Genomic DNA, 21,347 nt, shown 5'->3' with positions numbered 1-21,347 from the left:
AAGCGCCGCGTGGCGGAAGCTGGCTGCGACGGTGGAGCCCCTGCGGTCGCATCCAGCGCAGCCTGCGGCCAATCTGCCCGCACCTGCTCCCGCTCCAGTGATGGCGCGCCGCCCGGCGAGAGTGCCGATGCCGCGCACGCCTGCACCGCAGCCTAAATCATCGGGTTGCAATCCGCCGGGTAATCTCGATTCGCACTGGGACCGCAAGCTCAAGGCGGGCGAGATCGTGCCCGAACTCACGCTGGACCTGCATGGCCGCGGGCTCGACGCCGCCTATACCCGCCTCATGGACGGGATGGCGCAGGCGCGCTTAATGGGCGCGCGCTGCGTGCTGGTGGTTACCGGCAAGTCGCGCCCGGTCGATCCGGCAGACCGGGGTAGCAAGCGCGGGGCGATCCGCGCCAAGATCCTCGACTGGCTCGCGGCGAGCGAGCATGGTGCTGGCATTGCTGCCGTGCGCCGGGCGCACCAGCGGCACGGCGGCGACGGGGCGCTCTATATCGTGCTCCGGCGGAGCTGAGCCAAGCGCCTAGATGCTGGCTTCGGCCTGCTGGATCGACTTTGCGCTCGCCATGCCGGGCGCTTCGGACTTGCCGCCAATCTTGTCGCGCACGGCCTGCTCGATCCGTTCGCCGATCTGCTTGTCGACATTCTTCCAGTATTCGAAGGCGCGCAGCAGCACCTTCTCGCTCACTCCATCGGCAAGGTGACCGGCGACATTCGAGACAAAGCGGTCGCGCTGCGCATCGTCCATCACTTCGCGCACCAGCGCGCCGGCCTGGCTCCAGTCGTCATCGTCCTCGCGCAGGGTGTAGGCCTGGCGCACCATCTCGCCATCGGCCTGCCAGGTCGCCTCGCCGCCGACCTGCGGCTGAGCGGCGGGGCCGCCATAGGAATTGGGCGCATAGACCGGGTCGAGAGCGTTCTGCGTGCGCATATGCCCGGCGCGTGAATAGGAATTGACCTCTTCTGCATGCTTCGGCGCGTTGACCGGGATCTGCTTGTAATTGACACCCAGCCGCGCGCGGTGTGCATCGGCATAGGAGAACCCGCGCGCCAGCAGCATCTTGTCGGGGCTGAGCCCGATGCCGGGGACCATGTTGTTGGGTTCAAAGGCCAGCTGCTCGATCTGCGTGTCCCAGTCGACCGGGTTCTCTGTCAGCGTCAGCGTGCCGACCTCGATCAGCGGATAATCCTCGTGCGGCCAGACCTTGGTCAGGTCGAACGGGTTGATGCGATAGGTCTTGGCATCCTCGTAGGGCATGATCTGCCACTTGAGCGTCCAGCTGGGATAATCGCCCTTGTGGATCGCATCGAACAGGTCGCGGCGATGATAATCGCTGTCCTCGCCCGCCTTCTCGACCGCCTCGTCCTGCGTCAGATGCGCGTTGCCATCGCCGAGATCGGTGTGGAAGTGGAACTTGACCCAGAACTTCTCGCCATCCGCGTTGATCAGCATGTAGGTGTGGCTCGAATAGCCGTTCATCTCGCGCCAGTTCTTGGGCACGCCGCGATCGCCCATCAGGTAGGTCACCTGGTGCGCGCTTTCGGGGCTGAGCGTCCAGAAATCCCACATCATGTCGTGATCGCGTAGGGCATTGTCCGCGCGCCGCTTCTGGCTGCGGATGAAGTGCTGGAACTTCAGCGGATCGCGGATGAAGAAGATCGGCGTGTTGTTGCCGACCATGTCGAAATTGCCGTCCTCGGTGTAGAACTTGACCGAGAAGCCGCGCGGATCGCGCCAGGTGTCGGGGCTTCCGCGCTCGCCCGCCACGGTGGAAAGGCGCATTGCGACATCGGTCTTCGCGCCCTTCTGGAATAGCTTGGCCTTGGTGTATTTGGAGACATCGGCGGTGGTTTCGAAATGGCCGAACGCGCCCGAACCCTTTGCGTGCGGCTGGCGCTCGGGAACACGCTCCCGATTGAAGTTGGCCATTTGCTCGATCAGGTAGTGATCGTTGAGGACGATGGGCCCATCGGGGCCGATGGTCAGCGAATGCTCGTCGCTCTGGACGCGAATGCCGGCATCGGTGGTGGTGGGGGGTGTCTTGCGGTCGGCCATGGTCGCGCCTTTCCTGTGCGGTGCGGGTAAGTGGATCACACAGGATACGGGCGCCGAGGGGGTCGGGTTCCGCACCGCGGTGGACGGAAAATCCGTTCAGCGTCATCGCTTTACTGAGCGCAGCGCAGGCGGTTGGCCGCTTCAGTGGAAAAACCCCCGGCGCCAGGGCAGGCACCGGGGGCTCGGTTGTTCAGGCAAAGCGACCCACAGGCCGCCCGGCCACGAAATCAGTGATATTTCGCGTAGGTCAGATCGAAGCGGTCGGCTTCCATCACCTTGGTCCACGCGGCCACGAAGTCCTTCACGAACTTCTCTTCGTGGCCGTTCTCGGCATAGACCTCGGCCACCGCGCGCAGCTGAGAGTTGGAGCCGAAGACGAGGTCGGTGCGGGTCGCGCGCCACTTCTCGTGCCCCTTCAGGCGGCACTTGCCGACGAATTCCTCGTCGCCGCTCTCGTCGACCACTTCCCACACCGTGCCCATGTGCAGCAGGTTGACGAAGAAGTCGTTCGAGAGCGTACCCGGACGATCGGTCAGCACCCCGATGCTGTCGCCGTGCTTGGCGTGGTGGCTCACCGCGCCCAGTGCGCGCATCCCGCCGACCAGCACGGTCATTTCCGGCATCGATAGGCCGAGCAGGTGCGCCCGATCGACCAGCATGTCCTCGGTCTTCACCGATGCCTTGGTCTTCAGGTAGTTGCGGAAGCCATCGGCGAAGGGTTCCAGCGGCTCCCAGCTTTCGGCATCGAACTGGTCTTCGGTCGCATCGCCGCGCCCGGTAGATACGTTCACGGATACGTCGAAGCCGCCGTCCTTGGCTGCCTTCTCGATCGCTGCCGCACCGGCGAGCACGATGGCGTCGGCCAACGAGATGTCGCCGCGCAGCTCGTCGAGCTTGGCCAGTACCTTGCCCAGTTCGTCGGGATCGTTGACCGCCCAGTTCCTGATCGCATCGAAGCGGATATGCGCGCCGTTGGCGCCGCCGCGATGGTCCGAATTGCGGGAGGTCGAGGCCGAGGCCCAGGCCGCCTTGACCAGTTCGGCAACCGACAGGCCACTATTCAGGACCTTGTCCTTGAAGATGGTGACGGCGGTGTCCGACACTTCGCGGCCTGCGGGGATCGGGTCCTGCCAGATCAGGTCTTCACTCGGGACTTCAGGGCCCATGTAGCGGACCTTGGGCCCCATGTCGCGGTGGCACAGCTTGAACCAGGCGCGGGCAAAGGCATCGTCGAGCGCGGCCTGATCGTTGAGGAAGCGTTCGGAAATCTTGCGATATTCCGGGTCGCGCTTCAGCGCCATGTCGGCGGTGGTCATGATGGTGGGGACCTTCTGGTTCGGGTCCCGCGCGTCGGGCGCCATGTCTTCCGGATCGGGGTTCACCGGGGTCCACTGGTTGGCACCGGCAGGCGACTGGGTCAGCTCGTACTCGTACTTGAACAGCAGGCGGAAATAGTCGTTGCCCCACTCGGTCGGGTTCGGGGTCCATGCGCCCTCGATGCCCGAGGTCGTGATGTGGCCCTTGCCGATTTCCTCGGGGTCGGTCAGCCAGCCGAAGCCCATGTGGTGCAGGTTCTCACCCTCGGGTGCCTTGCCAAAGGTATCGGACGGGGCAGCGCCGTGGCACTTGCCGAAGGCGTGGCCACCGGCGGTGAGCGCGACGGTTTCCTCGTCGTTCATCGCCATCCGGGCGAAGGTTTCGCGCATGTCGCGCGCCATGCCCTCGGGATCGTGCGGGTTGCCGCCGGGGCCTTCCGGGTTGACGTAGATCAGGCCCATCTGGATCGCGGCGAGCGGGTTTTCGAGCGCCTTGCCCTCATCGGGGATGATGCGCGTTGCTACGCCCTCGTCGACCCATTGTTCCTCGGTGCCCCAATAGGTCATCTCGGGCTCGAACACGTCCTTGCGGCCGCCGCCGAAGCCAAAGGTCGGCCCGCCCATGCTTTCAATGGCGACATTGCCGGTCAGGATGAACAGGTCGGCCCAGCTGATGTGACGTCCATATTTCTGCTTGATCGGCCACAGCAGGCGGCGCGCCTTGTCGAGGTTGCCATTGTCGGGCCACGAGTTGAGCGGGGCGAAGCGCTGCTGGCCGCTCGATGCACCGCCGCGCCCGTCACCGGTGCGATAGGTGCCCGCTGCGTGCCATGCCATGCGGATGAAGAACGGGCCGTAGTGGCCGTAATCGGCCGGCCACCATTCCTGGCTGTCGGTCATCAGGGCGGTCAGATCCGCCTTGAGCGCATTGTAATCGAGGGCGTTGAACGCTTCGCAATAGTCGAAATCCTCGCCCATTGGGTCGGCGCTGCGGCCGTCGGTGGTCAGGATGTCGAGCTGCAGCTGGTCCGGCCACCAGTCGCGGTTGGTCCGCCCGAACAGGTTGCGCGTGCCGCCATCGCCATGGAAGGGGCATCCGCCGCTCATTTCACCAGTTTTCGCGTCCATCATCCACTCCTTCGTCTGGGGCGACTCATGCCGCCTTTGCGAGAGGAGAATGACGCGTTCGCTTTGATAGTTCCAATCGATTAATTGGCTTGAACTGATTGGATTATGCGATGAATGATGGGCAGAGATGTAGACGCGAACGAAAACGGCGCCACCCGCGTTGAAGGGTGACGCCGTCTGGCATCCTGTCTTAGATAATGGCGATTATATACATTGCAAACACGGGCTGAATCTGCTACAAAATCCGTAAGGAGATTGAAGCAGCATGTCCGTTCTTTCGAAGCCCTATTTCCACAATGAGGAAGCCGCCTTCACCTATCTTGAGGGCGTGATCTGGGGAAGCGAACCTGTCTGCCCGCACTGTGGCGGCGTGGACCGGATCACGAAGGTGAAGGCCAACCCTGAAAAGCGCATCCGTGTCGGCCTGTGGCGCTGTGGCGACTGCAAGAAGCAGTTTACGGTCAAGATCGGCACGGTGTTCGAACATGCCCGCATCCCGCTCCATAAGATGCTTCAGGCTGTATATCTGGTGACGAGCAGCAAGAAGGGTATCAGCGCGCACCAGCTTCATCGCACGCTGGAAGTGACCTACAAGTCGGCTTGGTTCCTGCTGCACCGCATTCGTGAGGCAATGCGTGACGGTAGCGACCTTCCGCCCATGGGTGGCAATGGTGGCACGGTTGAGGTCGATGAGACGTTCATTGGCCGCAAGAAGGGTATGCCCAAGAAGCGCGCCTTCCACCACAAGATGAAGGTGCTGGCACTGGTGGACCGCGATAGCGGCAAGGCCCGCACAATGGTCATTGATGATGTGAAGGCCGAAACCCTCATGCCGCTGGTGATCGCCAACGTGCAACGCGAAGCGCGCATCATGACGGATGAGCACAGCGGATACCGAGACGCTGGCAAGTTTTTCGCTGCGCATGGCACCACGAGCCACGGCAAGGGTGAATACGTGAATCTTGAGGATCGCAGCATCCACAGCAACACGGTCGAAGGCTATTTCTCGATCTTCAAGCGCGGCATGAAAGGCATCTACCAGCACTGCGGTGAGGACCATCTGCACCGCTATCTGGCGGAGTTTGAGTTCCGCTATAACAATCGCGAAAAGCTGGGCTGCAATGACAATGACCGCGCCAGCATGGCCTTGAAGGGCATTGTAGGTAAGCGCCTGACCTATCGGTGGGCTAACGCGTAAAGGCCGGGAACCTTGACAATCCCAGCGGTTTTTATTAGTTGAAAGTTACGGGAAGTGCCTTTGGGTTGTCCCACCATACCGCCTGCGGGCGGGTTGAGGGCACGGGGAAGAAGGAACCGGCTTCCCGTTATTTACAGTGAGTTTTGGCCCACCTGAACCGATCCTCGTCAAGGAGCGTCGTTTCGGTCTCTGCTTCTGGCGGAAAGAGCTTAACGCCATTGGACCACACTTTTTTACCTTTCGGTCGATAGGCTGCGGGCATGAGATTCACGATGAATCTATCATCAGTTATTCCTAGCGACCTGTTTGTTTCCAAAGCCGCCCCGAAGGATGCTGCAATGAAGTCAGCGACACGCAAAGAGGGACAATCTTTGTGGGGCCGGTCCGACACCAGAGCGAGGTCTATGTGCCGCGCCTCAACTCGCGATTGTCGCTTGCCTTTGTTCGCCAAAATCCTCTCACTATATTCAATGAAGCGATCGGCTCTCAGGGTTTGACGTTCGGAAAATAGAATCCTGCAACGGGGGTCTGGTTCAGCATCGATCTTGTCGGCGTCTCGACATATCCAGCTAATGCGCTCTAAAATGAGCTGAGAGGCGTAGTGGTATATATCGCCATATTTAGCACCAAGCTGCGTGAGAGAAGGTTTGTGGACAATCACGGTCGCAAAACGCATGGGGATACGGGCTAGCATTGCCGTGATTAGGTATTTCTCACGGTCCGATTTAATTCGCTTGAAATCGCGGTCGAAGTGGTTTGGCTTCTTTTTCAGCCTTGAAGCCGCTTCAAGCCAAATCTCTGTCGCAAACTGATAGTTTGTGTTGCGGAAGACAGCGGCAGATAGGATTATGAACTCAAATCCGCCCTTAAGATCGGGGTCGCCTTCTGAGCCCGCCTCATCAATGAAAGCTGTGTAGCCTGCCATGACAAGAAAACAGACAGATAGTGGCGAAAAGAGTCAATCCGACAAGTTCAAAGCCCTCGCACGCGAATTGGGATGTGACGAAAGCGAGGCTCAATTCGCCAAGCATATCCGTGCAATGGCAAATGCGGACGATGGCGTGTTCGTGACGCTCGTGCGAGGCGACGACAAGCCTCGCGCTATTACGTCAGTATGGTTGGATGAAATGCCGGAAGTTGGGCATATCGTTCCGTTAAACATCAATGGAAATGTGCGGAATCTCGTCGTCACTGACACCCACGAAACCATGAAGAATCCGGGCAGCTTCTTTGCCGAACTGGAGCACTGGGCGGCTTGCGTTGAGGCTCCGGCTTAACGGACCGACCCAGCACCGCTCTCTTGGCGTGTTTGCAATCTATACAATCACCTAGATAATAGGCCTTATGCCGCCTGTGCGATGGCGTCTGCCGGTTCGGTGCGGATCAGGTAATCGAAGGCGGTGAGCCCGGCCTTGGAGCCTTCGCCCATCGCCACCACGATCTGCTTGTACGGCACGGTGGTCGCATCGCCCGCGGCAAAGATGCCGGGGAGGCTGGTTGCGCCGCGCTCGTCGGTCACGATCTCGCCGTGCTTCGACAATTCGAGGCCGCTGTCCTTCAGCCACTCGGTGTTAGGGACGAGGCCGATCTGCACGAACACCCCTTCCAGTTCGATCGTGCGCTCATCCCCGCTTTCGCGATCCTTCACGACCAGTCCGTTCACGCGGGTACCGTCACCGGTAATCTCGGTCGTCTGGCCGTTGGTCACGATCTCGACATTGTCGAGGCTGCGCAGCTTGTTCTGCAGCACGGCATCGGCGCGCAGCGCGGTGTCGAATTCGATCAGCGTCACGTGGCCGACGATCTTGGCAAGATCGATCGCCGCCTCGACGCCCGAATTGCCGCCGCCGATCACCGCGATCCGCTTGCCCTTGAACAGCGGGCCGTCGCAGTGCGGGCAGTAGGCCACGCCCTTGTTGCGGTATTCCTGCTCTCCCGGCACGCCCAGGTTGCGCCAGCGTGCACCGGTTGCGAGGATGATCGCGCGGGCCGAAAGCTCGCCGCCATTGGCGAAGCGGACCTTGTGCAATCCGCCTTCCTTCTCGGCGGGGATCAGCGCTTCGGCCTGGACGAGGTCGATCTTGTCGATTTCGTTCGCCTTAACCTGTTCGTCGAGGTCGGCGGAAAGCTTCGGTCCTTCGGTATAGGCGGTGCCGGGCAGGTTCTCGATCCCCAGCGTATCCTGCAATTGCCCGCCGAAGCGTTCCGCCGCGATGCCGGTACGGAAGCCCTTGCGCGCAGTGTAGACCGAGGTCGCAACCCCGGCAGGCCCGCCGCCGATCACCAGCACTTCGTATGGCTCGCGCTCGTTCAGCTTCGCTGCCGCCTTGGCGCCTGCGCCGGTGTCGAGCCGTTCGAGGATCTGCGCCAGTTCGATCTTGCCGTTGTAGAAGCTCTCGCCGTTCAGGAAGGTCGCGGGCACCGCCATGATATCGCGGGCTTCGACCTCGTCCTTGAACGCACCGCCATCGATCAGCGTGGCGGTGATGCGCGGGTTCTCCAGCGCCATTAGCGTGAGCGCCTGCACCACCTCGGGGCAGTTATGGCACGAGAGCGAGAAGAACATCTCGAACTCCAGATCCTGCTCGATCCGGCGGATGTCCTCCAGCAGGTCTTCCTCGACCTTCGGGGGATGTCCGCCTGCCCACAGCAGCGCCAGCACCAGCGAGGTGAATTCGTGCCCCATCGGCAGGCCGGCAAAGCGGACCCATTTCTGAGCATGGCTCGCACGCCGGATGATGAAGCTGGGCTTGCGCTCGTCATGGCCGCCAAGATCGACGCTGACCATCTCGTGCAGCGCGGCAATCTCTTCCAGCAGCTCGCGCGTCTGGCGCGACTTGTCGTCATCGCCCAGCGACGCGACCAGCTCCACCGGTTCGCGCAGGTTGGCGAGGTACTGCTTCAATTGCTGCGTCATCTGCGTGTCGAGCATGGCGATGTCCCTTTGGTGCTGGAAAATGGAACGGGGTGATTGGTGGCCCGGCCCCTTAGTTGGGGGAGAGGGAGGGAACCGGGCCACCGGACCGATCAGCCGTTGGGCTTCTCGGCATAAGTTGGGTCGACCTTAGATCTTGCCAACAAGGTCGAGCGAGGGGGCGAGCGTTTCTTCGCCTTCTTCCCAAGCGGCCGGGCAGACCTGGCCGGGGTTGTTGCGCACATACTGCGCCGCCTTGATCTTGCGGGTCAACTCGTTCGCGTTGCGGCCCACGCCTTCGCAGGTCTGCTCGACAATCTGGATCACGCCATCGGGATCGACCACGAAGGTCGCACGATCGGCAAGGCCCATTTCCTCGCGCAGCACATCGAAGTTCTTCGAGATCGTGTGCAGCTGGTCACCCAGGAACGGGAACTTAAGCTTGCCGATCCGCTCGCTGGTGTCGTGCCATGCCTTGTGGCTGAAATGCGTGTCGGTGCTGACGGCATAGACTTCGACGCCCATGTCCTGCAGCATCGCGTACTTTTCGCCGAGGTCTTCCAGCTCGGTCGGGCACACGAAGGTGAAGTCCGCCGGGTAGAAGAATAATATAGCCCATTTGCCCTTCACGTCGGCGTCGGTGACTTCGTAGAAGTCTTCGCCGGCCTTGAACGCAGTGGCCTTGAACGGTTTGATTTCGCTTCCGATGATACCCATCGTTATTCCTCCTTGGGGTTGAAACTCGCCCCCTAGGTAGGCCCTGCTGCGCTGCACAAAAGCGATTTGTGGCGATGGCTGGGATTGGAATAATCGATCACAGGCACGACACTTTCAATAAGTGCAACAGAGGCGCTGTTATGTTGAGGTATTCGCAATCAGGTGGGTGGTCGTGGTGTCGCAGCGGTCGCGGAATGGCCTTAGCTGCGCCTAAGCACAATTCTCGTCAGATACCTTCGTGTATTGGATGTTGCCCGAATTTCCGGGCACTGCCGACCGCGCGACCATAATGAAGCCCGACATTTGGCTGATATCATACACGCCGTGCCGTTGGCCGTTATCTTCGCGGAAGAAAGATAGGAATGTCCCAATGCCGGGCTGATAAAACGAATAGATATAGCGATCATCTGCAGCCCTTGCCTGGATGGGCTCATCGGCAGTCAGTGCAATCCCTCTTTTATGTCGCTCAAGATGAAAGGGAATTGTTGGAAAACCCGGCTGCAAAATGTGCATCCCTTCCTCGTCCAGAAAAACTGCTGGAGCCATATCGCTGACATAGCAGCCATACACACTGGCATTCTGCGGTGCGGGCGCAGGCTCGTGCAATACGGCAATCCCGACTGGCACGGCGACGATGCATGCAGCAATTGAAGCGGCAGTCCAACTGAACTCGTTGGAACGAACGACACCAACTGAGTGCATAATTCTCAAGACTACCACAAAGGCAAATGCAGCAAAAACAGCAGTGCCAATGTCTGATACTCGAACAGCGAGCCCGAAGAGATCAGGATGCCAGACCCGAGCCACGCCGGTAACGCCACCCATAAGAAGAGACGTTTGAGCCTGGATGACCAATGTTTACGGTAAGGCCACATGAGTGCGCGAGAATGCAGTCCTGCTTGGCAAACCGCAACGGCCTATATTGGAAACCATTGAAAGATCCGACCTACCCGCACTGCGCGCGGTGGAGCAGGTAGTGGTCCGCCAGCGTGCAGGCCATCATCGCCTCGACCACCGGCACGCCGCGAATGCCGACGCACGGATCGTGGCGGCCCTTGGTGCTGATCTGGGTCGCTTCCCCATCGCGCGTGATCGTGTCGACCGGGGTCAGGATCGATGAGGTGGGCTTGAACGCCACACGGCAGGTGACATCCTGTCCGGTGCTGATTCCGCCCGCAATGCCGCCCGCATGGTTGGCCATGAATCGCGGGACGCCATCCTCGCCCGGCCGCATGGGATCGGCATTGGCATCGCCGGTGGTCATCGCGGCGGCGAACCCGTCGCCGATCTCGACACCCTTCACCGCGTTGATCCCCATCATTGCGCTCGCGAGGTCCGCGTCGAGCTTGGCGTAGATCGGCGCGCCCCAGCCTGCGGGTACGCCTTCTGCCCAGCAGCTTACCGTCGCGCCGACCGAATTGCCGCTCTTGCGCGCATCGTCCACCACCCGTTCCCACTTGGGCACGGTTTCCGGGTCGGGGCACCAGAACGGATTGCGGTCGATTTCGGCCTCGTCGAAGCGCGAATAGAGCACCGGCGTTTCGCTGATCTGCTCCACCCATGCGCGGATCTTTACGTCCGGCAGGATCAGCCGGGCGATGGCGCCCGCCGCCACGCGCATCGCGGTTTCGCGCGCGCTCGACCGGCCACCTCCGCGATAGTCGCGAAAGCCGTATTTCGCGTCATAGGCATAATCCGCATGGCCGGGACGGTAGGCCTTTGCGACCTTGGAGTAATCCTTGGACCGCTGGTCGACATTCTCGATCATCAGCGAAATCGGCGTGCCGGTGGTGCGCCCTTCGAATACGCCCGAGAGGATGCGAACCTCGTCCGGCTCGCGCCGCTGGGTGGTGTACTTGTTCTGCCCCGGCTTGCGCCGGTCGAGATACCACTGGATGTCCTCCACCGGCAGCGCGATGCCCGGCGGGCACCCGTCGACCACCACGCCGATCGCGGGCCCATGGCTTTCGCCCCAGGTTGTGAAGCGGAAGACCCGCCCGAATGTGTTCCAGCTCATGGAAGCGTGATGTGGCGCAGGCCTGCGCGCAGCGCAAATTTTTCTCACGGTTTCTCACGCAAAGGCGCGAAGAGGGTGTGCGGGAGAGTAGGTTGCGCAGGCCCTGACAGGGTGCTGGGCGTCACAACGGTATCGGCTAACGAGCGGCTGCGCCACTGGTGCACCCTCTTCGCGTCTTGGCGTGAGACGCAATTTTCCTACTGTCCCGTCAGGTGCTACGCCGGGCGATGCTTTTTGCCATCGTCGGCGAGCGCTAAGCCACTCAATCGACCCAGTCGATAAATTCCCGCGCACTTATCGAGTGGATTTCAACGCTTGTACACTGTGTCAGGTGTGTCAGGCCCGCACTTGCGTCGTGGCAAACCTGCTTGCAGCGCTGGCAATGAGAGTCGGAGTAGGGCAGGAACAAACCATGATTGCAAAGCTGACAGGCACGCTCGACGCGACCGGCCCCGACTGGGCGGTGATCGACGTGGGCGGTGTGGGCTACCTCGTCCATTGCTCGACCCGTACGCTCGATGCGTTGGGGTCGGAGGGCGGCGAGGTGCGCGTGTTCACCGATCTGCAGGTGAGCGAGAACGACATGCGCCTGCTCGGCTTCGCCGAAGCGGCCGAGCGCGACTGGTTCCGCCTGCTCACATCGGTGCAGGGCGTGGGCAGCAAGGTGGCGCTGGCGATCCTCTCGGTATTGTCGGCGGGCGAGGTGCAGGCGGCCTGTGCGGGCGGCGACGCAGCGATGGTGGCGCGGGCGAACGGTGTCGGGCCGAAGCTGGCGGGCCGGATCGTCAACGAGCTGAAGGATAAGGCTGGCGCTTTGCCCGCTGGCGAAGGTGGCGCGGCGGTTGCCGCACCCAGGGGCGGGGCGAGTGCCGATGCGGTCTCCGCGCTGGAGAACCTCGGCTTCAAGCCTGCCATTGCCGCGCGTGCCGTGGCCGAGGCGGTGGGCGACCTGGGCGAAGGCGCTGGCGAAGGCGATCTCATCCGCGTCGCGCTCAAGAAAGCGGCGGGTTAGGGAGAATGGTGATGCGTGGTGCGATGATCGGACTGATGCTCATGGTACTGGCGAGCCCTGTGGCCGCGCAGGACTTCACCTACGGCCCGGTGTTCACCGAGTTCGGCCCCGTCGCGGACATACCCGATGCGGATTTCGCCATTCCCGAGGGCGCGAGTTTCCACGTCGCTTTCGACGTTGCGCGGCCTGCCGAGGACGGCAAGCTGAATCGCGGCTTCGAAAGCGCAGCGCGCCTCATCAACATGCACGCGCGCGCCGGGGTGGAGCCGATGGAGAACCGCGCGGCGGTGGTGGTCCATGGCGCAGCGGCGTTCGACCTGCTGGACGATGCGGCATGGGCCGCGCGCGAGCGGGGCGAGGTAAACCCCTCTGCGGCGATGGTGCGCGAGATGATCGACCAGGGCGTGCGCTTCATCGTCTGCGGCCAGAGCGCGGCAGGGCAGGGCGTGGCGAAATCCGAGCTGATCCCCGGTGTGGAGATGGCCCTTTCCGCCATGACCGCCTACGCGCTGCTCCAGCAGCAAGGCTATACGGTGAACCCGTTTTGAGAATTGCCGTAACTCTCCTGCTGTTGGTTTTCGCTTCGGTACCGGGACCGGCTATTGCTTGCATGGCTCCGGGACCAGAGGGCTTTGCCGCAGGAATGGTGTGGGAACACAAGCCTTCTAGCCGCCCGGAGAATAGCATTCTGCTGAAAATTGGCGATGTGGTGCCGATCCCGACAAGCTACGGCTTCTCTGCCAGGATCATTGAAGGGCCCAAAGCCATGCTTGGAAATCGTCACCGCTTCGCATCACCGTCCATCTACGACTGCACAGGGATCGGTGCTGATGCAGGTTATGTGGTGATTTCAAGCACACCAATACGCGATCGAGCCTCGGATCAGAACGACGCGCGACTTTTCCTCGCCACTTACAGCTACGATGAGTCTTGGAGGAATTGGATCGGGCGACTTTTCGGGTGGAGTAGCTGGGCCTATCCCGGCAGGCGGATAGAGCCATCGTTGGAACCATGACCGAACCCGTCCCCCTCCATACGCCTGAGCGCCAGCCGGACGATCCCGATGCGGCGCTGCGGCCCAAGACGCTCGGCGAGTTCATCGGGCAGGAGGCTGCGCGCGAGAACCTGGGCGTGTTCATCGCTGCTGCCAAGACGCGCGGCGAGGCGATGGATCATACGCTGTTCTTCGGACCGCCGGGGTTGGGCAAGACCACGCTGGCGCAGATCGTCGCGCGCGAGCTGGGCGCGGGCTTCCGCAGCACGTCCGGCCCGGTGATCGCCAAGGCGGGCGACCTCGCCGCGCTGCTCACCAATCTCGAACCGCATGACGTGCTGTTCATCGACGAGATCCACCGCCTCAATCCGGTGGTCGAGGAAGTGCTCTACCCTGCGATGGAGGACCGCGCGCTCGATATCATGATCGGCGAGGGGCCCTCGGCGCGTTCGGTGCGGATCGACCTGCCGCCCTTCACCCTGATCGGCGCGACCACGCGGCAGGGCCTGCTGACCACGCCGCTGCGCGATCGCTTCGGCATTCCGGTGCGGCTCAACTTCTACACGCACGAGGAGCTGGAGCGGGTGGTGACGCGCGGCGCCAATAAACTGGGCCTGAGCATAGAGCCCGATGGCGCGCGCGAGATTGCCCGGCGCTCTCGCGGGACGCCGCGTGTCGCAGGCAGGCTGCTGCGGCGTGTGCGCGACTTTGCCAGCGTTGCCAATGCTCCCAGCATTAGCGCGAAAGTAGCGGATGATGCGCTCACGCGGCTGGAGGTCGATTCGCTGGGGCTGGACGCGATGGACCGCCGCTACCTCACCATGATCGCGGAGACCTATGGTGGCGGGCCCGTGGGGATCGAAACGCTGGCGGCAGGCCTCGCCGAGCCGCGCGATACGCTGGAAGATGTGGTCGAGCCGTTCCTGATCCAGCTGGGGCTGGTGGCGCGCACTGCGCGCGGTCGCTGCCTCAATGCGGGCGGCTGGCAGCATCTCGGGCTGGAGGCGCCGAAAGGGCCATCGCCAGACCTGTTCGCGGGCAAATCTTGAGAATCCGGTAAGAGTTCCAGCGGCCCCGGTGCCAGGTTGGGACAAGTGACCCGCGTGGTTAGTTTCGGCTTACCAAATCTTCGCATCGCACTGCTTTTTCTTGGTTAATCGCATTGCGAACCCGCCTTCCCTTAAGGCCTAAGGCACATAGGCGCACTTTATCCCGTCCATCGGAGCCGCCGATGGCAACGGTTTATAAAGTGCTCTGCAACTAAAGAGCCTGGCCTATGTCGATGAAAATCGCCCTCGCTAAACTTTCCGCGACCGCTGCGGGCACTGCCGTGCTTGCCGGTGGAGCGCTCCATGTGGCCGAAGAACAGGCCGCCGCGGTCGATTACAAGTCGGTCAAGGAAGCGCCCGCCGCGAAGCCTGCAATGCGCTACGTCAAGGAAGACCGAATCGTTGAACGGCAGGTGCCGCGCACCACGCTGCGCAAACGACGTGTGGTGAAACGCACGGTCGAATGCGTCCCGGCAAGCCTTGCGGGCAGCGGGTCGCAATACGGCGGTACCGGAGTCGGAGCCGACGAACAGGTTATTTACGACGCACGCAGCCGGACCGCGCGCATCTCGCACGAGAGTGCGGACCTCCGCGCGGCAGCGGAAGCCTGCTACCAGTTGGGCGACGGTGCCTCGCGCACGGTCGTGGCAGTCGCGCCGACCACCACGCAAGTCGGCGGCTATGGTTATGGCGGCGGCGGGTTCGCAGGCGGCGGAGGCGGCCAGGGCGGTGGCCTTGCCGTGATCGGCGGCAGTAGCGGCGGCGGCTTTGGCGGCGGCTTCTTCGGCGGCTTCTTCGGGGGCGGCGGTAGCAGCGGCAGCATCAATATCAGCACGACCACCACCAGCGGCGTCGGATCGACCGGAGATATCTCCACCTCGGGCGGGATCGACATCGACATCGATGTCGGCGCCTCGACGTCCACGTCGACCTCGGGCGGTTCGACCTCCACCTCGACCGGTGGCCTGACGTCGACCACCAGCAGTTCCTCGACCACGGGCGGCGTGAGCACCTCGACCGGCGGTGTGAGCACCTCAACCGGCGGGGTGAGCACTTCGACCGGAGGTGTGAGCACCTCGAGCGGGGTCAGCACCTCGACCGGCGGGGTCAGCACATCCTCGTCGACCTCCTCCTCAACGTCGGGCAACCCGTCGAGCTCGACCAGCTCCAGCTCCTCCGGCGATGTGTCGAGCAGCAGTTCGGGCGATGTTTCGAGTTCGTCTTCCGGTGACGTTTCCAGCTCGTCTTCGGGCGATGTGTCGAGCAGCAGTTCGACCTCGGGCGACGTGTCCAGCAGCTCGTCCACCTCGGGCGATGTGAGCTCCAGTTCGTCGACTTCGGGCGATGTCAGTTCCAGCTCTTCCACATCGGGCGACGTCGCCAGCTCAACTTCGGGCGATCTCTCGACATCAGGAAACTATGGCAGTTCCAGCAAGGGTTCGTCCAGCAAGGGCAGTTCCAGCCACGGATCCAGCCGCTGGGGTTCAAGCCGGGGCGGTAGCAGCCGCGGCGGTTCGAGCCACGGGGGCAGCAACGGCTGGTCCAGCACCGGCGGTTCGAGCCATGGCGGCAGCAGTGGCACGCCGGTGCCCGCACCGCCGATCGGCCTGCTGTTCGGCGCGGCGGCCCTCGCGATCATCACTCGTCGTAAGTGGACTTCCAAAAACGACTGATCGGCGCACAGCGCGGATCACGACCGGACGGGTCAGCGCAGCACTGCGCTGTGGCTTGGGCGGGGGCAGCTTGCCAGGAGCGGCCTCCGCCCTTTGCCGTCCCGGTTGGCGAGCTAGTTGGACAGGGCTGGCGGCAAACCCGTCATCGCCTCTTGCGGCAGATCGCCGACCCACGCGACTTCTGCGGTGAGCATTACCCCGTCGAGCTCCCAGATATTCTCGTATCCGTAGCCATACAGGTTGATGAAGGTCGGGATATTCAGTGCCAGCGGCGCCTTCTTGGCGACCACAGGCGCCGCATCGTCCGCGAAGTTGTTGTTGCAATAGATGAAGATCGGGCGGTTCGGGTTGGGCCCGATCACCTCGCGCAGGCTCTCTTCGGTAAAATCGGAGAACGGCAGGTTGACCGCGCCTTCGATATGGCCTGCCTCGAAAGCCGCCGCCGAGCGTGTGTCGAGCAGTAGCGCCCCGGGCAGTGCGGCGCGGCGGAAGAAGTCGTCCTTTTGCAGCAGGCGCGACTGGCGATACGCGCCAAGCTCGTTGGTGAGCGCGGTAAAGCCGTCATAGTCGATCTGCGACGCGCGCTCTTCAGTCTGGCTTTGCATGGCCGCGCCTGCAGTTGCGCCAGCCGCGCATAGTCCACTGGCTGCGAGCAAGCAGAGGAGTTGTTTCCGCATCAGTCTCTCCCTCGTCAACGGAGGGAAGCTGGGCCTACGCGCCTTACGAGCACGTGAACGCGGCACCCCCATAGATATGGGCCCATAAATATGGGGAGTGCACGGCTTTCTGCGATTACTGGCTAGCGAGTTTGCGAATGACGTACTGGAGGATCCCGCCATTGCGGTAGTAGTCCAGCTCGTTCTCGGTATCGATCCGGCACTTCGCGGTAAAAGCGAAGGTGCTGCCGTCCTCGCGGGTCACGTCCACTGTCACGTCCTGCGCGGGGCGGATGTCCGCCAGGCCGCGAATAGTGAAACTGTCGGTGCTGGTGAGGCCAAGCGACTGGCGCGTGTCGCCATCCTTGAACTGCAACGGCAGCACGCCCATGCCGACGAGGTTGGAGCGGTGGATACGCTCGAAGCTCTCCACGATCACGGCGCGCACACCCAGCAGGATCGTGCCCTTCGCAGCCCAGTCGCGGCTGGAGCCGGTGCCGTACTCCTTGCCCGCGATCACCACCAGCGGCGTGCCGTCTTCCTTGTGGCGCATCGCGGCGTCGTAAATCGCCATCTGTTCGCCATTATAGGTGGTCACGCCGCCTTCGACGCCGGGCACCATCTCGTTCTTGATGCGGATATTGGCGAAGGTGCCGCGCATCATCACGTCGTGGTTGCCGCGACGGCTGCCATAGGAGTTGAAGTCCGCCTTCGCGACCTGGTGATCGCGCAGGTACTCGCCTGCAGGCGAATCTTCCTTGATCGAGCCTGCGGGACTGATGTGATCGGTGGTCACCGAATCGCCCAGGATGGCGAGCGGCTTGGCGTCGTTGATGTCGCTCACCGGGGCGGGCGTCATCTCCATGCCTTCGAAGAAGGGCGGGCTGGCGACATAGGTGCTGGTCGGGTTCCAGCGATAGGTGTCGCTCGGCTCAACGGTGATTGCACGCCAGTGCTCGTCGCCTTCGTAAACGTTGGCGTAGCGGCTTTCGAACATGTTGCGGTCGATATTGGCCGCGCGCAGGTCTGCCACTTCCTGGCTGGTCGGCCAGACATCGGCGAGCATCACGGGGTTACCCTGCTCGTCGAGGCCGAGCGGGGTCTCGGTGATGTCCTCGGTCACCGTGCCCTTGATCGCGTAGGCGACCACGAGCGGCGGCGAGGCGAGGAAGTTGGCGCGAACATCGGGCGACACGCGGCCTTCGAAGTTGCGGTTGCCCGACAGGACCGACGCCGCGACGATATCGTTCGAATTGATCGCGTTGCTGATCGGCGGTGCGAGCGGGCCAGAGTTACCGATGCAGGTGGTGCAGCCGTAGCCGACGAGGTCGAAGCCCATTGCGTCGAGATCGTCCTGCAGGCCGGATTTCTCCAGGTAATCGGTGACGACCTGCGATCCGGGCGCGAGGCTGGTCTTGACCCACGGCTTGGGCTTGAGGCCTTTCTCGCGCGCCTTCTTGGCTACCAGCCCGGCGGCGATTAGCACGTCGGGGTTGGAGGTGTTGGTACAGCTGGTGATCGCGGCAATCACCACGTCGCCATCGCCCACGTCGTGGTGCGTGTCCTGCACATCGACGCGGTGCGGCTTGCTCTTGCCGTACACGTCCTTGAGGTCGCGGTTGAACAGCTCGTCGACCTCGGGAAGCGCGACCTTGTCCTGCGGGCGCTTGGGCCCGGCGAGGCTCGGCACGACCTTCGACAGGTCGAGTTCCAGAGTGCTGGCGAAGACCGGTTCCACGCTCGGATCGAGCCACAGGCCCTGTTCCTTGGCATAGGCTTCGGCGAGCGCGATTTGGTGCTCGTCGCGGCCGGTCAGGCGCAGGTAATCGAGCGTCTTGTCGTCGATCCCGAAGAAGCCGCAGGTCGCACCATATTCGGGCGCCATGTTCGAAAGCGTCGCGCGGTCCGCGAGGCTCAGCGATTCGAGGCCCGGGCCGAAATATTCGACGAACTTGCCGACCACGCCGTGCGCGCGCAGCATCTGGGTTGCGGTCAGCACGAGGTCGGTCGCGGTGACGCCTTCCGCGAGCTTGCCGGTGAACTTGAAGCCGACCACTTCGGGAATCAGCATCGAGATCGGCTGGCCGAGCATCGCGGCTTCGGCCTCGATCCCGCCGACGCCCCAGCCGAGCACGCCGAGGCCGTTGACCATCGTCGTGTGGCTGTCGGTGCCGACGCAGGTGTCCGGGTAGGCGACCATCTGGCCATCCGGGCCTTCGCTGGCCCAGGTGCAGCGGGCGATATATTCTAGGTTCACCTGGTGGCAGATGCCGGTGCCCGGAGGCACGGCGGAGAAATTCTCGAAGCTCTTGGAGCCCCACTTGAGGAAGTCGTACCGCTCCGCATTACGGGCGTATTCGAGCTCCATGTTCTTTTCCATCGCCTTGGGATGGCCGAACTCGTCGACCATCACCGAGTGGTCGATGACAAGGTTGACCGGCACCTGCGGATTGATCGTCTGCGTATCGCCGCCCAGCGCCTTGATCGCGTCGCGCATCGCGGCCAGATCGACCACGCAGGGCACGCCGGTGAAGTCCTGCAGCAGCACGCGCGCGGGGCGATACTGGATCTCGCCGCCGGTGGTCGGATTATCGACCCGGCTGGCCACTTCCTTCGCATTATCGACCGAGACCGTGTGGCCGCCATCCTCGAACCGGAGCATGTTCTCCAGCAGAACCTTCAGGCTGAAGGGCAGGCGCGAGACGTCGCCGATCTGCTCGGCGGCCTTCGCCAGCGAGTAGTAGGCGTAATCCTTGCCTTCGACGGTGAGGGTGTTGCGGGTGCCGAGGGTGTCCTTGCCGACCTGGGTCATAGCGGTGGCGGTCCTTTCTGTTGCTTCTTGCGGCGGAGGGGCGGGCTGTTGCCCGCTCAACGGGTGGGCCGCCGATATGTGCCGCGCGCTTGGCCTGTGCGGGTGCGAAAATCAAGCGTTCGTGCGATTTCGGGCGGGGTATTTGTCGCGTAATTACGGGGCGGAGGTCTCGGCGCCCCCTGCGACACGGGCAGGTGCCCGGCCCTGCGTCGCCGCAACCCAGGTGCCGATCACGATCAACACCACGCCTGCGAGCGTGCCCATGCTGACCGATTCGGCAAAGAACAACCATCCGAACAGGGCCGCCCAGCAGAAGCCTGAATATTCGACCGGCAGGAGCGCCTGAGCCTGCGCCCGGGCATAGGCCCATGCGATGGCGATTGCGCCTCCCACGGTCAGAGCCCCGGCGATAAGCAGGCCCGGCTGGATCGACGTGGGTGGCAGGACGAGGAACCATGGCGCCGCGATGCCCAGCACCAAAGTCGAGACGCCGCCATGAAACGCGGCGACTTCCAGCGGCCCCGCACGCTGCGACTGCCGCCGGATGATGATGAAATTGAGGGCATAGAGCAGGGTGGAGATCAGGATCGCACCGAAACCCAGCAGCACATCGCCATCAATGCTCCCCTGCCCGAATCGCGTGCCCACGATGACCAGCGTGCCCGCGAAGCTGATGAGCGAGGCGATTACCGCGCGCCGGGTGATCCGCTCCCCCAGCAAGACTGCCGCCAGGTAAAGCGCAATCAGCGGTGCGATAAAGGAGATCGCAATCGTCTCGGCAATCGGCAGTTTGGTCAGCGCGTAGAAGAAGGTCAGCCCCATCAAGGCAGAGCATACGCCGCGCAGGATGTGCAGCCTCAGTGTCGCCCGGTCCGGCCAGGTCCTGCGGCGCGCCAGCCATAACGGCGTGGCAATGCCGGTCGCGATCAGGGCGCGAAGCAGCGCGGCGGAAAACGCCCCGATCGCCAGCGCCGCGTCCTTCATGAAGGCATCCATCAGCGAGAGCATGGCAACGCCCGCTAGTGCGGCGAGGAACGGGGCAAGGCTTGCTGGGCGGTGCATGGCGCACTCGCGCTAGCCCAAGTCTATGGCAAGCGTCACTCTTCTGCCGCAGATTGGTGGTAAATTCAGCTACGATAAAGCCTGATGGCTTGATGATTGCAGACAATTTGGCGAGGGTTGTACCCGCCTTGGTGGCTCGCTGCACAAGCGACATGATCGACAAAGAAGGTCATACGATCAAAATGAAAAGACTTGCTCTCCCGCTCTTGCTTCTTGCCGGCACCGGATTGGCTCTCCCGGCCGCTCTCTACGCGCAGGCCATGCCGACCAACCTGCTGCCCGATCCGCAGGAAACCGACGAAAACGCAGACGATGCGGTTACCGCCAGCAGCGGCGATATCGAGATGGCGAGCGCCCCGGTGGTGCAGCAGATCGACCCCACGGTTCAGCAGTGGACCGTGGCGCAGGCGGAATCGCTGGCGGCTGTCATCGAAGGTATCGGCGCGCACGGCCTGATCCCTGCCGATTACGACCTAGCCGGCTTGCGTGCGCAGATCGCTGCCGGACCCGGCGCGATGCTCGATGCAGAGGCCAGCCGCCGTTTCGTGTGGCTGGTCGAGGATATGCGCGACGGACGCACCCCGATGGACGGTCGCAAGCAATGGTTCGTGATGGACCCGGATGCGGACCGCTATCGCAGCGGGTCGATCCTCAAGCAGGCTCTCGAAACGGGCGACATCATGGGCGCGCTTGAGAGTGTGGCGCCGCTGCATCCCGATTACGCGGCGTTGAAGGAA

The 21,347-nt window shown here is 62.8% G+C and carries 18 protein-coding genes and 1 pseudogene; 7 read left to right on the top strand and 12 right to left on the bottom strand.

Translation table 11 applies throughout. From position 1 onward, the window contains the following. Positions 1–100: 100 nt before the first annotated feature. The gene (locus tag ACEQXE_RS08885) at positions 101–520 is read left to right on the top strand and encodes a Smr/MutS family protein (RefSeq protein ID WP_370183777.1); all 420 of its coding nucleotides are present in this window, start codon (positions 101–103) and stop codon (positions 518–520) included. 9 nt (positions 521–529) lie between these two features. Here ACEQXE_RS08885 and ACEQXE_RS08880 read toward each other — a convergent pair whose 3' ends face one another. Next, the gene (locus ACEQXE_RS08880; protein ID WP_370178545.1) at positions 530–2,062 is read right to left on the bottom strand and encodes a catalase; all 1,533 of its coding nucleotides are present in this window, start codon (positions 2,060–2,062) and stop codon (positions 530–532) included. 227 nt (positions 2,063–2,289) lie between these two features. Beyond that, positions 2,290–4,506 (bottom strand): catalase/peroxidase HPI, encoded by a 2,217-nt coding sequence (gene katG / locus ACEQXE_RS08875; protein ID WP_370178565.1) that lies wholly within the window; start codon positions 4,504–4,506, stop codon positions 2,290–2,292. 265 nt (positions 4,507–4,771) lie between these two features. On the opposite strand from katG, the gene ACEQXE_RS08870 reads away from it, so the two are divergent. Continuing rightward, positions 4,772–5,704: an IS1595 family transposase gene (locus ACEQXE_RS08870; RefSeq protein WP_370178543.1), complete on the top strand. Its 933-nt coding sequence runs from the start codon at positions 4,772–4,774 to the stop codon at positions 5,702–5,704. A 127-nt stretch (positions 5,705–5,831) separates the two neighbouring features. Here the strand turns inward: ACEQXE_RS08870 and ACEQXE_RS08865 are convergent, their stop codons facing one another. Further along, positions 5,832–6,629, bottom strand: coding sequence for a DUF3800 domain-containing protein (locus tag ACEQXE_RS08865; RefSeq protein ID WP_370178541.1), 798 nt, complete (start codon positions 6,627–6,629; stop codon positions 5,832–5,834). Between ACEQXE_RS08865 and ACEQXE_RS08860 the strand changes: the two genes are divergently transcribed. Continuing rightward, the gene (locus ACEQXE_RS08860; RefSeq protein WP_370178540.1) at positions 6,628–6,981 is read left to right on the top strand and encodes a hypothetical protein; all 354 of its coding nucleotides are present in this window, start codon (positions 6,628–6,630) and stop codon (positions 6,979–6,981) included. The genes ACEQXE_RS08865 and ACEQXE_RS08860 overlap by 2 nt on opposite strands. A gap of 65 nt (positions 6,982–7,046) precedes the next feature. Here the strand turns inward: ACEQXE_RS08860 and ahpF are convergent, their stop codons facing one another. The 4 genes from ahpF to aroC all read right to left on the bottom strand — a co-directional run bounded on the left by ahpF (position 7,047) and on the right by aroC (position 11,352). Beyond that, a complete protein-coding gene (gene ahpF, locus ACEQXE_RS08855) occupies positions 7,047–8,636 on the bottom strand; it encodes an alkyl hydroperoxide reductase subunit F (RefSeq protein ID WP_370178538.1) in 1,590 nt (529 codons plus the stop codon). 132 nt (positions 8,637–8,768) lie between these two features. Next, entirely contained in the window at positions 8,769–9,335 is a 567-nt protein-coding gene (gene ahpC / locus ACEQXE_RS08850; RefSeq protein WP_370178536.1) for an alkyl hydroperoxide reductase subunit C, read from the bottom strand. Positions 9,336–9,545: 210 nt separating this feature from the next. Further along, entirely contained in the window at positions 9,546–10,190 is a 645-nt protein-coding gene (locus tag ACEQXE_RS08845) for a hypothetical protein (protein ID WP_370183770.1), read from the bottom strand. Positions 10,191–10,281: 91 nt separating this feature from the next. After that, positions 10,282–11,352, bottom strand: a complete 1,071-nt coding sequence (gene aroC, locus ACEQXE_RS08840) for a chorismate synthase (RefSeq protein ID WP_370178532.1) — start codon at positions 11,350–11,352, stop codon at positions 10,282–10,284. Between the two features lie 412 nt (positions 11,353–11,764). Between aroC and ruvA the strand changes: the two genes are divergently transcribed. The 3 genes from ruvA to ruvB all read left to right on the top strand — a co-directional run bounded on the left by ruvA (position 11,765) and on the right by ruvB (position 14,407). Further along, positions 11,765–12,364 carry a Holliday junction branch migration protein RuvA gene (gene ruvA / locus ACEQXE_RS08835; RefSeq protein WP_370178530.1) on the top strand — a complete coding sequence of 200 codons (600 nt, stop codon included), beginning with the start codon at positions 11,765–11,767 and terminating at the stop codon, positions 12,362–12,364. Positions 12,365–12,375: 11 nt separating this feature from the next. After that, complete coding sequence (locus ACEQXE_RS08830; protein ID WP_370178528.1) at positions 12,376–12,912, top strand: DsrE family protein; 537 nt, start codon at positions 12,376–12,378, stop codon at positions 12,910–12,912. A gap of 463 nt (positions 12,913–13,375) precedes the next feature. Next, on the top strand, positions 13,376–14,407 hold the full coding sequence (gene ruvB, locus ACEQXE_RS08825; RefSeq protein ID WP_370178525.1) for a Holliday junction branch migration DNA helicase RuvB: 1,032 nt from the start codon (positions 13,376–13,378) through the stop codon (positions 14,405–14,407). A 685-nt stretch (positions 14,408–15,092) separates the two neighbouring features. On the opposite strand, the gene ACEQXE_RS08820 is transcribed toward ruvB, so the two are convergent. The 5 genes from ACEQXE_RS08820 to ACEQXE_RS08800 all read right to left on the bottom strand — a co-directional run bounded on the left by ACEQXE_RS08820 (position 15,093) and on the right by ACEQXE_RS08800 (position 20,610). Continuing rightward, positions 15,093–15,773, bottom strand: coding sequence for a hypothetical protein (locus tag ACEQXE_RS08820; protein ID WP_370183763.1), 681 nt, complete (start codon positions 15,771–15,773; stop codon positions 15,093–15,095). A 51-nt stretch (positions 15,774–15,824) separates the two neighbouring features. Continuing rightward, a complete protein-coding gene (locus tag ACEQXE_RS08815; protein ID WP_372520198.1) occupies positions 15,825–16,049 on the bottom strand; it encodes a hypothetical protein in 225 nt (74 codons plus the stop codon). A gap of 144 nt (positions 16,050–16,193) precedes the next feature. Further along, complete coding sequence (locus ACEQXE_RS08810) at positions 16,194–16,685, bottom strand: rhodanese-like domain-containing protein (protein ID WP_370178522.1); 492 nt, start codon at positions 16,683–16,685, stop codon at positions 16,194–16,196. A 187-nt stretch (positions 16,686–16,872) separates the two neighbouring features. Further along, entirely contained in the window at positions 16,873–19,548 is a 2,676-nt protein-coding gene (gene acnA / locus ACEQXE_RS08805; RefSeq protein ID WP_370178520.1) for an aconitate hydratase AcnA, read from the bottom strand. A 153-nt stretch (positions 19,549–19,701) separates the two neighbouring features. Continuing rightward, complete coding sequence (locus ACEQXE_RS08800) at positions 19,702–20,610, bottom strand: DMT family transporter (RefSeq protein ID WP_370178519.1); 909 nt, start codon at positions 20,608–20,610, stop codon at positions 19,702–19,704. Positions 20,611–20,837: 227 nt separating this feature from the next. Between ACEQXE_RS08800 and ACEQXE_RS08795 the strand changes: the two are divergent. Further along, positions 20,838–21,347, top strand: a pseudogene (locus ACEQXE_RS08795) (L,D-transpeptidase); the annotation flags it as partial.

It is taken from the genome of Alteriqipengyuania sp., from assembly GCF_964222115.1.
In the GTDB taxonomy this organism is placed as follows: Bacteria; Pseudomonadota; Alphaproteobacteria; order Sphingomonadales; family Sphingomonadaceae; genus Alteriqipengyuania.
Note: the sequence above shows the minus strand (reverse complement) of the source record. Positions and strands in the feature narration are given on the sequence as shown.

Excerpts from the sequence above, each read along its gene's own strand:
- ACEQXE_RS08865 (WP_370178541.1), bottom strand. The coding sequence starts at position 6,629 with ATGGCAGGCTACACAGCTTTCATTGATGAGGCGGGCTCAGAAGGCGAC.
- ACEQXE_RS08860 (WP_370178540.1), top strand. The coding sequence starts at position 6,628 with ATGACAAGAAAACAGACAGATAGTGGCGAAAAGAGTCAATCCGACAAG.
- ruvB (WP_370178525.1), top strand. The coding sequence starts at position 13,376 with ATGACCGAACCCGTCCCCCTCCATACGCCTGAGCGCCAGCCGGACGAT.
- ACEQXE_RS08830 (WP_370178528.1), top strand. The coding sequence starts at position 12,376 with ATGCGTGGTGCGATGATCGGACTGATGCTCATGGTACTGGCGAGCCCT.
- acnA (WP_370178520.1), bottom strand. The coding sequence starts at position 19,548 with ATGACCCAGGTCGGCAAGGACACCCTCGGCACCCGCAACACCCTCACC.
- aroC (WP_370178532.1), bottom strand. The coding sequence starts at position 11,352 with ATGAGCTGGAACACATTCGGGCGGGTCTTCCGCTTCACAACCTGGGGC.
- ACEQXE_RS08810 (WP_370178522.1), bottom strand. The coding sequence starts at position 16,685 with ATGCAAAGCCAGACTGAAGAGCGCGCGTCGCAGATCGACTATGACGGC.
- ahpC (WP_370178536.1), bottom strand. The coding sequence starts at position 9,335 with ATGGGTATCATCGGAAGCGAAATCAAACCGTTCAAGGCCACTGCGTTC.
- ACEQXE_RS08800 (WP_370178519.1), bottom strand. The coding sequence starts at position 20,610 with ATGCACCGCCCAGCAAGCCTTGCCCCGTTCCTCGCCGCACTAGCGGGC.
- ACEQXE_RS08870 (WP_370178543.1), top strand. The coding sequence starts at position 4,772 with ATGTCCGTTCTTTCGAAGCCCTATTTCCACAATGAGGAAGCCGCCTTC.
- ACEQXE_RS08880 (WP_370178545.1), bottom strand. The coding sequence starts at position 2,062 with ATGGCCGACCGCAAGACACCCCCCACCACCACCGATGCCGGCATTCGC.
- katG (WP_370178565.1), bottom strand. The coding sequence starts at position 4,506 with ATGGACGCGAAAACTGGTGAAATGAGCGGCGGATGCCCCTTCCATGGC.
- ahpF (WP_370178538.1), bottom strand. The coding sequence starts at position 8,636 with ATGCTCGACACGCAGATGACGCAGCAATTGAAGCAGTACCTCGCCAAC.
- ruvA (WP_370178530.1), top strand. The coding sequence starts at position 11,765 with ATGATTGCAAAGCTGACAGGCACGCTCGACGCGACCGGCCCCGACTGG.
- ACEQXE_RS08885 (WP_370183777.1), top strand. The coding sequence starts at position 101 with ATGGCGCGCCGCCCGGCGAGAGTGCCGATGCCGCGCACGCCTGCACCG.